Origin of the sequence: Bradyrhizobium sp. ORS 111 (genome assembly GCF_045571485.1) — a bacterium.
Lineage (GTDB): Bacteria > Pseudomonadota > Alphaproteobacteria > Rhizobiales > Xanthobacteraceae > Bradyrhizobium.
The window spans coordinates 1,243,504-1,257,674 of sequence record NZ_CP120701.1; the positions used below are offsets into that span (position 1 = coordinate 1,243,504).

Annotated in this window: 5 protein-coding genes and 3 pseudogenes; all 8 read left to right on the forward strand. The window is 62.8% G+C overall.

Translation table 11 applies throughout. The features are described from left to right. The first annotated feature begins 170 nt into the window (after positions 1–170). The 8 genes and pseudogenes from P6U30_RS05730 (at position 171) to trbB (ending at position 14,171) form a co-directional block, all read left to right on the forward strand. Entirely contained in the window at positions 171–1,934 is a 1,764-nt protein-coding gene (locus tag P6U30_RS05730) for a relaxase/mobilization nuclease domain-containing protein (RefSeq protein WP_407168535.1), read from the forward strand. Positions 1,935–1,970: 36 nt separating this feature from the next. Continuing rightward, positions 1,971–3,959, forward strand: coding sequence for a conjugal transfer protein TraG (locus tag P6U30_RS05735; protein WP_407168536.1), 1,989 nt, complete (start codon positions 1,971–1,973; stop codon positions 3,957–3,959). A gap of 6 nt (positions 3,960–3,965) precedes the next feature. Then, positions 3,966–4,391, forward strand: coding sequence for a CopG family transcriptional regulator (locus P6U30_RS05740; protein ID WP_407168537.1), 426 nt, complete (start codon positions 3,966–3,968; stop codon positions 4,389–4,391). A 1,332-nt stretch (positions 4,392–5,723) separates the two neighbouring features. Further along, positions 5,724–8,588, forward strand: a pseudogene (locus P6U30_RS05745) (beta strand repeat-containing protein); the annotation flags it as partial. 9 nt (positions 8,589–8,597) lie between these two features. Continuing rightward, positions 8,598–8,912: pseudogene (locus P6U30_RS05750) on the forward strand (hypothetical protein); the annotation flags it as partial. A gap of 570 nt (positions 8,913–9,482) precedes the next feature. Next, positions 9,483–11,324, forward strand: a pseudogene (locus P6U30_RS05755) (autotransporter outer membrane beta-barrel domain-containing protein); the annotation flags it as partial. Positions 11,325–11,693: 369 nt separating this feature from the next. Continuing rightward, positions 11,694–13,028 carry a nitrate/nitrite transporter gene (locus P6U30_RS05760; protein WP_407168538.1) on the forward strand — a complete coding sequence of 445 codons (1,335 nt, stop codon included), beginning with the start codon at positions 11,694–11,696 and terminating at the stop codon, positions 13,026–13,028. A 228-nt stretch (positions 13,029–13,256) separates the two neighbouring features. After that, entirely contained in the window at positions 13,257–14,171 is a 915-nt protein-coding gene (gene trbB, locus P6U30_RS05765; RefSeq protein WP_407168539.1) for a P-type conjugative transfer ATPase TrbB, read from the forward strand.

Here is a 14,171-nt window from a genome sequence, read left to right on the forward strand (position 1 = left end):
GCAGGACGGCGAGATAAAAGGGGCTCGCCGGGCGAACCGCAAGCCATTGGCATGGCTTGGGTTCTGGCGTGCCGGTCGGTCGGGGCGCGTGCCGCGCCTTGCATTTTGACGAATGCAATCAAGGGCGTTTTCGGCACCGAGTGCGCTTTTGATGGTTGGGAGGCCTCGCCATGACCGTGGGCGACAGCGATCTCCGTGTTCGGCCCGGGCGAATCCGCAGTACCCGCGCGCCGAAGCAAAAGAGCTTCCTCAACCAGGTACTGCGCGCGGCGAAGAGGGCCGGGCACACTTCGGGTCAGGCCGCGGCTGCCAGGCGTTCCGCGGCGTATGGACGCTCGACGTTTGGCCGCGGGCGGCTCGCCTTTAGCCGCGCCAGATTGTTCAGCCCAACGCGGCGCGTCGTGGTGAAGGCGCGCGTGGTTCGTCATAAGGGGCGAGCCTTCCGTTCAGCACCGCTGACCGCTCATCTCTCATATCTGAAGCGCGACGGCGTGACCCGAAGTGGTGAGCGGGCCGAGATGTTCGATACCGGCAGTGACCACGCCGATAGCGCGGCTTTCGCTGAGCGTTGCAAGGACGACCGGCATCATTTCCGGTTCATCGTCTCGCCGGAGGACGCCGGCGACATGGCGGACCTAAAGGCGTTCACCCGCGATCTCGCCAAGCAGATGGAGACCGATCTTGGCACGCGGCTCGATTGGGTGGCCGTCGATCATTGGAACACCGACAACCCTCACGTCCATCTTCTCGTCCGAGGAGTAGACGAGGAAGGGGCGGATCTCGTGATCTCCCGCGACTACATCAGCCAGGGCCTGCGCTCCCGGGCCGAGGAACTGGTCGCCATCGAACTGGGCCCCAAACCGGAGCACGAGATCCGCAATTCGCTGGTAAGGGAAGTCACGGCGGAACGATGGACGCGGCTCGATCGGGAGATCCGGCTGGCGGCAGATGAGACCGGCTATATCGATCTTCGCCCGGAGAATCCCGGAAGCTCTGATCCCGAGATCCGGCGCCTGATGGTCGGTCGCCTTCAACATTTGGAGAAGATGGGCCTTGCCGCATCCGCTGCCCCGGGGGAATGGATGGTCGGGCTCGAGGCCGAGCGCAGCTTGCGCGACCTCGGCATGCGCGGCGACATCATCAAGACAATGCACCGCGCCTTTACCGAGCGTGGGGAAGCGCGTGGCGTCGCCGACTTCGTCATCGAGGGTGGACAGCCGACGTCCCAAATTATCGGACGGCTGGTCGGCCGTGGATTGCATGACGAACTGACCGGCGAGGCTTACGCCCTGATCGACGGAACAGACGGACGTGCGCACCATGTGCGCTTCCGCGGGCTCGAGGCTTTCGACGAGGCACCGGCGCTCGGCGGCGTCGTCGAAGTCCGACGCTTCGGTCAAGCCGGCGAGCCGCGGCCGACCTTGGTTCTCGCGACACGCTCCGATCTCGATCTCGGGAGCCAGATCACGGCACGAGGGGCAACCTGGCTCGACCATCGGCTGGTTGAACGGGACCCCATGCCGCTCGCCATGGGCGGATTCGGCCGCGAGACCCGCGACGCTCTGGAATCCCGCACCGAGCATTTGATCCAGGAGGGCCTGGCGCGGCGGCAGGGCCCACGCATCATCTTGCAGCGCGATCTCTTGAACACATTGCGCCGGCGTGAACTGGACGAGGTGGCCGCAAAGGTCTCGGCTGAGACCCGGCTCCCTTACGTTAAGCCTGACTCCGGGGAGCATGTGGCGGGTACGTATCGCCAGCGGCTGACCCTCGCCTCGGGACGCTTCGCCATGATCGACAATGGGCTTGGCTTCCAGCTCGTCCCTTGGTCGCGCGAACTCGAAACGAGGCTCGGCCAACACGTCACCGGCGTCGTGAAGGATGGCGGCGGCATCGAATGGGGCTTTGGTCGCAAGCACGACCTTGGCCTGTAGCTATCTCGCCAATTGAGTTGCGGAAGGACGTTCGGGATGTCCGGAACCAAGATCCTCTGGGGACAGGTAATCGTTGTCGGCCTGATCGTTCTGCTCGCCATCTGGGGAGCAACCGAGTGGACGGCTTGGAGACTTGCCTGGCAACCGGAGCTCGGGCGGCCCTGGTTCGAACTGTCCGGCTTTAAGATCTATTACCCACCGATCTTCTTCTGGTGGTGGTTCGTCTACGACGCCTATGCACCGCAGGTCTTTGTCGAGGGCGCTTTCATCGCAGCGTCGGGGACCTTCGTTTCGATCGCGGTAGCGATCGGCATGTCGGTGTGGCGGGCGCGTGAAGCCAAGAATGTCGAGACCTATGGTTCGGCGCGCTGGGCTGGGCTGGAGGAGGTGCGGGCGGCTGGACTTCTCGGTCCTGACGGTGTGGTGCTGGGTAAGCTCGAGCGCGACTACCTCCGCCATGATGGACCGGAGCACGTATTGTGTTTTGCACCCACCCGATCCGGCAAGGGCGTCGGTCTTGTGGTCCCTTCGCTATTGGCTTGGCCTGGCTCGGCCATCGTTCACGACATCAAGGGCGAGAACTGGCAACTGACCGCGGGCTTCCGCTCGCGGCATGGCCGCGTCCTGTTGTTCGACCCCACCAACCCAAAGTCCTCGGCCTACAATCCGCTCCTCGAAGTCCGGCGCGGGAAGTGGGAGGTTCGCGATGTTCAAAACGTCGCCGACGTCCTGGTCGACCCCGAAGGCTCGCTCGACAAGCGGAACCATTGGGAGAAGACCAGTCATTCGCTCCTGGTCGGCGCCATCCTCCACGTCCTCTATGCCGAGGCGGACAAGACCTTGGCCGGCGTGGCGGCCTTTCTGTCCGACCCGCAGCGGCCGATCGAGGCAACGCTAAAGGCGATGATGACCACGGCACATCTTGGCGAGCAGGGGGCCCATCCCGTGGTCGCCTCGACGGCGCGCGAGCTCCTCAACAAATCCGAGAATGAGCGATCCGGCGTCCTGTCTACCGCGATGTCCTTCCTCGGGCTGTACCGTGATCCGGTCGTGGCCCAGGTGACCTGTCGCTGCGACTGGCGGATCGCCGATCTGATCGCAGATGGCCGCCCCACGACGCTTTACCTCGTGGTGCCGCCCTCCGATATCTCGCGGACCAAGCCCCTGATCCGGCTTGTGCTGAACCAGATTGGTCGGCGGCTGACCGAGGACTTGCAGGCGCGCGACCGCCGGCATCGAGTCCTGATGATGCTCGATGAGTTCCCGGCGCTGGGACGGCTTGATTTTTTCGAGTCCGCGCTTGCCTTCATGGCGGGGTACGGCATCAAGAACTTCTTGATCGCGCAGTCGCTTAATCAGATCGAGAAGGCCTACGGCCCCAACAACGCTATCCTCGATAACTGCCACGTCCGCGTCAGCTTCGCGACCAACGACGAGCGGACCGCCAAGCGCGTATCCGATGCGCTGGGTACGGCGACGGAGATGCGCGCAATGAAGAACTATGCCGGGCACCGGCTGAACCCATGGCTGGGGCACCTGATGGTCTCACGGCAGGAGACTGCAAGGCCGCTGCTGACCCCAGGCGAAGTCATGCAGCTTCCTCCGATGGATGAGATCGTCATGGTGGCGGGCACGCCGCCGATCCGGGCCAAGAAGGCCCGCTATTACGAGGATAGGCGGTTCACCGAGCGGGTTCTGCCGCCGCCAGATCCGGCGAGCGCCGGCCGATCATCGCGAACGGACGGTTGGTCAGCGCTAAGACCATTGAAGCCGACGGCGGGTCCAACTGACAAAGCCGCGGAGGCCGAGGAGGACACGGCGAACAGCGGGCTCCGTCGCGAGCCCGAACTCCCCGATCACGTGCCGATCGCCAAGGAGACAACCGAACCGACACCGGCAGAGGAATTTGCCGCCGTTCTCGACGACGACGAGGATGCGGTCCGCCAGTCCCGGCTCATACGCCAACAGATGCGCGGTGTCGCCCGTCAGGCCGCCCTGGACCCGAATGACGGTATGGAGCTCTGAGGCGATATGCGCGACCGGATGAACGTCTATTTCCCGCCAGAACTTCTGAAACAGATCTCGGAGCTCGCCGATCGCAAGAAGCTTTCCCGCTCTGCGATCGTGGAAGCGGCGGTTGCATCGTTTCTGTCACCTGATGGAGCGGACAGGCGGGAGGCGGCGTTTACCCGTCGCCTCGATCGGCTATCGCGTCAGATGCAGCGACTGGAGCGTGACGTTGGTCTGACGGCTGAGACTCTGGCCCTCTTCATCCGCTTCTGGCTGGCGATTACGCCACCGTTGCCGAACGACGCGCAGGCGGCCGCGCAGGCAAAAGGCCGGGAGCGGTTTGAAGGATTTGTTGAGGCACTCGGGCGCCGCTTGCAGAAGGGGCAAAGCTTTCTCCGCGAGATTCCAGAAGATATCCGTCGTCAGGAACCGGCCGCCGAAACCTGACTGAGAGTCCTACGGTCTGTTATCATAGCGATCGGTTTTCGAAGCGAAGCGGAAGTCAACAGGTGCAGCTAAGATCAACAGCTTGTGGCCCTACGCAGACATTCGACTTGATGGCCGGCATCTCAATTGCGCGCGTCGACTCGACGGGGATCTTCGCCAGCCTGTGCTTGGTGACTTCTTCGCCAATGTCGGCGTTGACTCCTAGGTAGCGGATCCGGTGGTCGGCTTTCCTGATTGTCTGTTTGAAGCTGATTTGGCCGGATTCAGATGGCGAGCCAAACGGCAACCTCGACCAGCCGGAGGCCCACGACGCGCTTCAACTCCACCCGGCGTCGCTACCACGAGGGCCTGATCGATCGATGATTTCGGGACGTTTGTCAGCGACGTCTGCGACGATCACCACCCCTCAAAATGTGCAGAGCTTCGACTATCGCGTCATCATTTAGTCGTAGATAGACATCGATCCAGGCGCGCCGAAATTGTCGCTTGCACTCCGCAAGAGTCGCAGCGTTCCCGCTCCAACGAGTTTGCTTGGGCACGTTGGGAAGTATCACGCTCCAGTTCCAAGCTGTGTAGTCGGGTGACAAATGGCGGCGTCTTCGGATCCAGCCGATGGGAGCGCCCTCCCAAATCACCCGATAGTCTTCAGTGTTTGTTTCACTGACGACGAAGGTGAGGCGAGGTAACATCAGTCGGTCACCGCTTGATGAACCACTGGAACAGCTCTGGCACGGCGGTGGCATCCAGATGGTGATCGCACAGAACTGGGGAATGGACGACGAAATCTTCGGATGAATCCGGTGCGCGCGTCTCGACGTGATCGATGCGGGAGTGTGAACAATCTGTTAAAACGATTATGTCGCGATACGACGTGGTGTCGCAGAGGTGCTGAGGCTACGGACTGCGCGGAACTGACGGCGCCAGCACGTTCCTCAAAGCTGAGCCCGATTTGTTAGAGTTTTATCGTCGTGTTGCCGCGACGACACGTCCTGTCGGCGTTTTGCAAGCTAACTCGTTTTCCTATTTTGTCTACAAGCCTTCTATGTATGATTGTGAAAGGTAGGTTCGGCAACGAGTCTGCACGGAACTGCGGTCGGGCTGGCCGATGGAGTGGGAATGAGCGATAAAGCCAACAACGGCATTATCAGCCGTGGCATCGTACTACTTGCAACCAGCTCAGCCCATTCAAACAGATCAAGCCTGATGCAGGCCAATACGGCCCCGGATTTGAGCGCGCGGCAAGATCGCTCGCGTAGTTTCCGGAGACTCGTTGTGCCGAGTTGGCTGCTGAGGACAACGTCGGCCTTGGCGCTAGCCGAAGCCGTGATGGTTATGACGACCGATCCTGCTGCTGCGCAGACGTGGACCGGCGCGACCAGCACCGACTGGACAAATGCCGCCAACTGGACCGGCGGCGTGCCGACGAACGGCGCCGTCATCATCAACACGCCATCCAATCCGGCCGTTTTGGGCGTGAACGGCGCCGCGACCGGCACGACCGGCGATTTCTCTCTTAGCACTGCCGGCGGATTGGGCAGCCTGACCATCCAGAACGGCAGCACGCTCACGACGAGCCCGTCCGGCTATGTCTTCATTGGACGAAATGCGGGGTCCACCGGCGTCCTAAACGTGACCGGCGCGGGGTCGACCTGGAACATCAATGGCGTGGCCAACTCCCTTATCCTGGGCCAGATTCCAATTGGGACCGGTACTGCGCCCACCGGCACGCTGAACATCAGCAATGGTGGCACAGTCAACACGGGTGGCGACATCGTCGTCGGCGAGACCAGGGCCAGCGGCGTTCTGTCGGTGACAAGCGGCGGCAAGCTTACAACAGGGCGAGATGCCTATATCGGCCGCTTCATCGGTTCGGACGGAACCGCGACGATCACCGGGACCGGTTCATCCTGGGCGATCGCCAATCGGCTGTTCATCGGCAATGGCGGCCCTGGTGCGCTGACAATCAGCAACAACGCCATGGTCGACGTCGGGACCTCCACGACGGTTGGCGACTCCGCGAGCCAAGGCACGCTCAACGTCACTAGCGGCGGCGTGTTGCAGACCCAGACGCTTGTTCGCGGCACCGGTCCCGTTCAGGTCAATTTCGACGGCGGCACGCTCCGCGCGAAGACAAACACCACGAGCTTCGTCAGCGGCTTTTCCGGCACTGAGCTCAACATCGCCTCCGGCGGCCTGACCGTCGATACGGCCGGTTTCAACGTCACCGCGTCCTCACCCTTCAGCGGTGCCGGCACGTTCACCAAGATCGGCGTCGGCACGCTGACGCTCACCGGTGCCAACAGCACCAATTTTTCCGGTGTGATGGCGATCAATAAAGGGACGCTCTCAGTCGGCGCCGCGACCAATCTGGGGACCGGCGGATTGAGCTTCGACGGCGGGACGCTCCAGAACACCGGCGCGTTCACGACCGCGCTTCCGGTCACGCTCAATGCGGGTGGCGGCACGTTCCAGACCGACGCCGGTCTGACGCTGGGGGGGATTATCGGCGGCACCGGCGCGCTCACCAAAACCGGCGCCAGCGCGCTCACGCTGACGGGCGCCGACACTTACAGCGGCCAGACCTGGATTCAGTCGGGTACGCTCGCGCTGTCGGGCAGCGGTGCGATCGCCAATTCCAGCCGCGTGGTCGCCGACGGCACGTTCGATATTTCCGCCGTCACGCCGACGGGCGCAAGCATCCAGAGCCTTGCCGGCGCAGGCAGCGTCGCTCTCGGCGCCAAGACGCTGACTTTGACCAATGCCAACGACACGTTTGCGGGTGCGATCACCGGCACTGGCGGCCTGACCGTCTCGGCCGGCACCCAGACCCTCACCGGCTCGAGCAACTACACCGGCATCACGAGCGTGACGGGCACTGGCAATCTGCAGCTTCTGAACGGCGGAAAGATAACCGGCACCAGCAGCACCACGCTGGACGGAGCGAACGCGGTGGTCACGGCGACGGTGAGCGGCGCCGGCTCGCTCCTGCAGACTGGGACGCTGACTTTGGCCCCGAACGCTGGAAGCGACGTCACGTTAAACGTTCTGAACGGCGGCGCCGTCACCAGGACCAGCATCGGCACGACCTTGATCGGCGGCCCTGGTGGCAGTGCGACCGTCAACGTCGACGGCGCGGGATCCAGCCTGAACCTCGCTGGAGCGCTCAACGTCTCAAGTTCCAACACGGCCACAAACGGATTTCTGAATATCACCAATGGCGGCGTCGTCCAAAGCGCTGGTGGAAGTGTTGGGACCTTTCTTCCCGCAACCGGTACGAAGTCGGTTGTGATCTCGGGGGCGGGATCGCGCTGGACGGCGAACGGCGCGTTCAATCTTCAGAGCAATGCATCGGTGTCGATCCTCAACGGCGGCGCCGCGAGCGCAATAACGTCGATTGTGGGCACGTCGGGGAATGGTGGTACCGCTAATCTTCTGGTGTCCGGCGCCGGCTCAACCTATTCCGTCACCGGCAACCAGGTGGTCGGCGCCACCAGCGGCAAAGGTTTCATCACGCTGGCGGATGGCGCCGTCATGAGCGTCGGCGGCCAGCTCACCTTGGCGAGTACCGCGACAGCGACGGGTGTCCTCAACATCGGCGGCGCCGAGGGCCAAGCGGCCACCGGCGCCGGCACGCTTACAACTTCGAAGCTAGTGTTCGGGTCCGGGACGGGGCGGGTCAACTTCAATCATACCGATCCGGCTTACGTATTCTCCACAGTGATGAGCGGGGGCGGCGTGGTCAACCAGACCGGCCCCGGCACCACGATACTGACCGCCGACAACACGTACACCGGGGGCACCGCCATTTCGGCGGGAACGCTGCAACTCGGCAACGGCGGAACGACCGGCTCGATCGTCGGCAATGTCGCCGATAACGGCGCGCTCGCCTTCAACCGCTCCGACACATATACTTTCAGTGGCCTGATCTCCGGCGCCGGTGCGGTATCGCAAATCGGCTCAGGCACGACGATTCTAACCGCTGACAATACCTATACCGGGCCGACGACGATCTCGGCGGGCACCCTGCAGCTCGGCAATGGCGGCGCGGCAGGCTCGATCGTCGGCAATGTGACCAACAATGGCGCGCTCGCCTTCAACCGCTCCGACACATATTCCTTCGGCGGCCTGATCTCCGGCAGCGGCGCGCTCAACCAGATCGGCTCCGGCACGACGGTGCTGACCGGCAACAACAGTTACACCGGAGCGACCACGATTTCCGCCGGCACGCTGATCGTGAACGGCGATCAGTCTGCCGCCACGGGACCGACGTCCGTCGCCAGCGGAGCCACGCTTGGCGGTAATGGCATCATCGGCGGCAGCGTCGCCGTGGCAAATGGCGGCACGCTCTCGCCGGGCAATGCCGGCAATGTTCCGGGCACACTGATGATTCAGAACGACCTGGTGCTGAACGGCGGATCGGTGCTGAACTACAATTTCGGCCAGGCCAACGTGGCGGGCGGTCCGCTGAACGACCTGACCAAGGTCAACGGCAACCTGACGCTGGCCGGCACGCTCAATGTCAACACTTCACCCGGCGGCAGCTTTGATCCCGGCGTCTACCGCGTGATCAGCTACGCCGGCACATTGACGAACAATGGCCTCGCTGTCGGCGCGATTCCATCCCCGGACTATTACGTGCAGACCTCGATCGCCAATCAGGTCAATCTGGTCAACACGACGGGGGTGACGCTCAACTTCTGGGATGGAGCTGCGGGTCCAAAGAACAATGGCGTGATCAACGGCGGCGACGGTGTCTGGCAGAACGCCGCCGGCAACGACAATTGGACGACCGCGGACGGCACAATCAACGCGCCCTACAGCAACGGCGCGTTCGCAGTCTTCGCCGGCGCCCCGGGCACGGTGACCGTCGACAACAGCCTCGGCCAGGTCAGCGCCTCCGGCATGCAGTTCGCGGCCAACGGCTATCATCTTGTCGGTGGCGCCATCGCGCTCAATGGCGCGCCGACCATTATTCGCATCGGCGACGGCACGGCGGCCGGCGCGGGCTATGTGGCAACCATCGACAATGTGCTGACCGGCAATTCGCAGCTGGTGAAGGCCGATCTCGGCACCCTGGTGCTGAACGGCGTCAACACCTACACCGGCGGCACCACCGTGACCGGCGGCACGCTTTCGATCTCAAGCGATGCCAATCTGGGCGCCGCGGGCACCGCGCTCACGCTCGACACGGGCACCCTGCAAACCACAGCCAGCATGACCACCTCGCGCAACGTGGCTGTGCCGACCACCGGCAGCTTCCTGACCAATGCCGGCACCACGCTGACGTTGAACGGCACGATCTCCGGCGCCGGCGGCGTCGTAAAGGCTGGCGGCGGCACGCTGCTCCTGAATGGTGTTGCCGCGAACACCGGCAGCACCACGATCGCCGGCGGCACGCTGCGGACGGGAGCAAGCAACGTCTTGAGCTCGGCCTCCAGCTTTTCCATCCTGAGTGGCGCGACACTCGATCTGAACGGCCATGACCAGACGGTCGCGAGCCTCGGCAATGCCGGCACCGTCAAGCTGGGTGCGGCACCGGGCACGGCCCTGACGGTAACTGGCAATTACACCGGCAATGGCGGGGTCCTTGCGCTCAATACGACCCTTGGCAGTGATGCGTCGGCGACCGACAGATTGCATGTGCGAGGGAGCACGTCCGGCACCACCTCCGTCAAGGTGACCAATGTCGGCGGCCTTGGCGCGCAGACCGTTGAAGGCATCAAGATCATCGATGTTGCAGGGGCGTCAAACGGCACGTTCTCGTTGCTTGGTGACTATGTCTTCCAGGGGCAGCAGGCATTGGTCGGCGGGGCGTATGCCTACACGTTGCAGAAGAATGGCATCAGCACGCCGACAGATGGCGATTGGTACCTGCGGTCGAGCCTGACCAATCCGCCGGACTCCGGTTCAACGCCGCCCGCCGCACCGGCCGGCCCGCTCTACCAGCCGGGCGTGCCGCTCTACGAGAACTACGCCCAGGTGCTGCTCGGCATGAACGAGGCTCCCTCGCTGCAGCAGCGCGTCGGCAACCGCTACTGGGGAGGCGGCCCGAGCGAAGCGATGGCGCGCATGACTGTGACGCCCGCGGCAGAGGCCGATCGGGCGGCGGCGCAGTCGGCGTTCTGGGGCCGCATCGAGGGCGGCCAGGCGAACTTGCAGCCCTCCAACACCACCGGCTCGACCTACAATGCCGACCAGATGAAGGCGCAGGCCGGGCTCGACGGCCTTGCGCTCGAAAATGCCTACGGCCGGCTGATCGTCGGCCTCACCGCGCAATACGGACTGACCACGGCTTACGTCAATTCATTCTTCGGCAATGGCACGATCCGCGCGTCCGGCAGCGGCGTCGGCGCCACCGCGACCTGGTACGGCGACAACGGGTTCTATGTCGACGGCCAGGCGCAGACGATGTTCTACCGCGCCGATCTGTCGTCGGCGCTGACCGGCAGCATGACCCATGGCAACGAGGGCTTCGGTTATGCCTTCAGCGTCGAGGGCGGCAAGCGGATCGGCGTCGGCAACGGCTTCTGGCTGACGCCGCAGGCGCAGCTCGCCTATTCCAAGGTCGATTTCGATCCGTTCGTGGATCGCTTCGGCGCGCAGGTCTCGCTCGGCAATGCCGACAGCCTGCTCGGTCGCGTCGGGCTCGCCCTCAACCACCAGCGCACCTGGAACGACGGCAGCGGCATCGTGCGCTCCGACGTCTATGCGATCGGCAATCTGCACTACGAGTTCCTGAACGGCAGCAGGGTCGACGTCGCCGGCACCAACTTCGCCAGCGCGAATGACCGGCTGTGGGCCGCATCGGCGGCGGTGGCACCTATAGCTGGGCGAGCGGCCGCTACGCGGTGTATGGCGAGGTCAGCTACCGCGCCAGCCTCGACAATCCCACTCAGAACCACGGCTACAAGGGCACCGGCGGCTTCCGCGTGACGTGGTAGGGCCCGCAGAGTGTCTCATCAACTCATCGAGCTTGTGACTACAACCAGTACACAACTTGCGCTGTATATTTGAACTCTAAGAAGAACGTCCATAAGAAATGGTGCATGCAGAAGCACATGCGGTAAGGGCTGAGGGCCCTGATGTCCGCATCGGGCCCTGAGCCGGCATGCATGAGTGTCCGGTTGACAGTCGCCTTCCAAGGGCAAAGCGGACCTGACGAATTTTTGCTTTTGTGCCCAAACACAAATGGCGTCGACCTTTCTTTTTCTACGCCTGCCTACGACCGCAGCAATTTAGCCGAACTGACAAAAAGCCGGACGCGCTATCGGCTCGCACGAGCCGAGAGCAAAAGGGACCAGCATGCAAGTCTCAGGGACATGGCGTCTCACCGCGCGCGTCTTTCTCCCGTTTGCTGTCGGATACTATCTTTCGTATCTGTTTCGAACGATCAACGCTTTGATCGCCAGTCATCTCAGCTCGGATACCGGCTTTGGGACTGCCGACCTCGGGTTGCTTACGTCAGTCTATTTCCTTGTTTTCGCGACGGCTCAGATCCCCGTCGGCATATTGTTGGACCGATTTGGTCCGCGTCGCGTCCAAAGTGTGCTGCTATTGCTCGCAGCAGCGGGCGCCGGACTGTTCGCGGTATCGACCAGCTTCCTGTCACTTTTGATCGCGCGTGCAATGATCGGGCTTGGTGTGGCGGCGGCGCTCACGGCAGGACTGAAGGCCATCATCCTTTGGTTCCCCAGGGAGCGAGTTGCATTGCTGAACGGCTACATGATTATGCTGGGATCGCTCGGAGCCGTAACCGCTACGGCTCCCCTCGAACATCTGCTCACTTGGATGAGCTGGCGTCAGCTCTTTGAGATCCTGGCGGCCACGACCGGCGGCACGGCCATTTTGATCTATGTCGTGGCGCCCGAACGAGGCATTGTCCCATTGATAGCGTCAACCCCCGCGACCCTAAGCTCTGTTTTTAGAGATCCACGCTTTTGGCGAATGGCCCCGTTGTCGGCGACTTGCGTTGGATCAGCTTGGTCCCTGCAGGGATTGTGGGCATCGCCGTGGCTGACCGACGTGGAGGGGCTTGATCGCTCGAGACTCGTCAGACAGCTTTTCATGATGTCGATCGTGCTCAGCGCCGGCGCCTGGTTGTTTGGTATAACGGTCCATCACATCAAACGAAGGGGAATCGGGGCAGAGACGATATTGGCCTTGGTTACAGTGCTGTTTATCGCAGCCGAACTAGCCTTGATCCTGCGAGCGCCTCTACCGTCCATCTTGCCCTGGTCCGTTGTCGCAATTGTCGGAACGGCAACCGTAGTCAGCTTCGCGGTGATTTCGGATTACTTTCCTCCGGAGCTTGCCGGTCGTGCCAATGGTGCCCTGAACGTCCTGCACTTTGGTTGGGCATTTCTGGTACAATCCGCGACAGGTCCCATCCTCGAGCAATGGCCTGCGAATGATGGCCATAGGCCCGTCCAGGCCTATCAAGTTGCGTTCGGCCTCAGCGTAGCACTGCAGATCGCGGCGCTGGTCTGGTTCGTGCTGCCTTCGCGACGATCCTTCTCCTCATGGATGAGTTCAATCCTCTTCTTCAAGCCGGCTGATGTTTCCTACGCTGTCGAGTCAGTCGGGTTGTATGAGGATTCGGTCATACTCGTGCCCCCGGATGACGATGCGGAGTGGTGAGCGGTAGCTCGCCGAGTACGATACGATTGAGTAGGCCTAAAACATCAGTTCTCACTCTTTCTTTTTCTACGCCAGCCTACGATCACGGAAGCCGCTTGTTGCGCCAAGTCCATTGGTGCCTTTTCTAATGATCCCCATCTGAGGCGCTCTTTGGGCGTCCTCATCCGGTGGGGGCGAACGGTGGCAATCCATTCCATTCAATCGGAAGCGAGTTCGCGCGGTGCGCGAATGCTGCGCAGTGCGCTTGGTTCTGCGATTACCGGCTACCTCGAAGACGAAGCGATCATCGAGGTGATGCTCAACCCGGATGGGCGGCTGTGGATCGACCGGTTGTCGAATGGCCTGATCGACACAGGCGAAACGCTGTCCGCGGCTGATGGCGAGCGCATTGTTCGCCTGGTCGCGCATCACGTAGGTGCCGAGGTGCATGCCGGCGCGCCGCGGGTCTCGGCCGAACTGCCAGGGACCGGCGAGCGCTTCGAAGGTCTCTTGCCTCCCGTCGTTGCAGCACCGGCCTTTGCTATCCGCAAGCCCGCCGTCGCTGTGTTTACGCTCGACGACTACGTCGCCAAGGAGATCATGACCTCGGCGCAGGCCGGGATCCTGAAGAACGCGGTCGCTGCACGGAAGAACATCCTCGTCGCCGGTGGGACATCGACCGGCAAGACAACATTGACGAATGCGCTCCTGGCCGAGGTGGCAAAGACTGCCGATCGGGTCGTGCTGATCGAAGATACCCGCGAACTTCAGTGCAAAGCGCCCAATCTTGTAGCGCTCCGGACCAAAGACGGCGTGGCCACGCTATCGGACCTCGTTCGGTCCTCGCTGCGCCTACGACCTGATCGCATCCCGATTGGCGAAGTGCGAGGTGCCGAGGCGCTCGATCTGCTCAAGGCCTGGGGTACGGGCCATCCCGGCGGCATCGGCACTATTCACGCGGGCACCGCGCTCGGTGCGCTGCGGCGGCTCGAGCAACTCATTCAGGAAGCCGTCATCACGGTGCCGCGTGCCCTGATCGCGGAGACCATCAACCTCGTCGCTGTCCTTGCGGGCCGCGGCGCTGACCGCCGCCTCGCTGAGCTCGCCCTCGTTTCGGGGCTTGGCGCCGCCGGCGACTACCACCTTTCATCAGCAGGAGACTGA

Bases quoted from the DNA above. Each gene is read 5' to 3' on its own strand.
- P6U30_RS05730 (WP_407168535.1), top strand. From the start codon at position 171: ATGACCGTGGGCGACAGCGATCTCCGTGTTCGGCCCGGGCGAATCCGC.
- P6U30_RS05735 (WP_407168536.1), top strand. From the start codon at position 1,971: ATGTCCGGAACCAAGATCCTCTGGGGACAGGTAATCGTTGTCGGCCTG.
- P6U30_RS05740 (WP_407168537.1), top strand. From the start codon at position 3,966: ATGCGCGACCGGATGAACGTCTATTTCCCGCCAGAACTTCTGAAACAG.
- P6U30_RS05760 (WP_407168538.1), top strand. From the start codon at position 11,694: ATGCAAGTCTCAGGGACATGGCGTCTCACCGCGCGCGTCTTTCTCCCG.
- trbB (WP_407168539.1), top strand. From the start codon at position 13,257: ATGCTGCGCAGTGCGCTTGGTTCTGCGATTACCGGCTACCTCGAAGAC.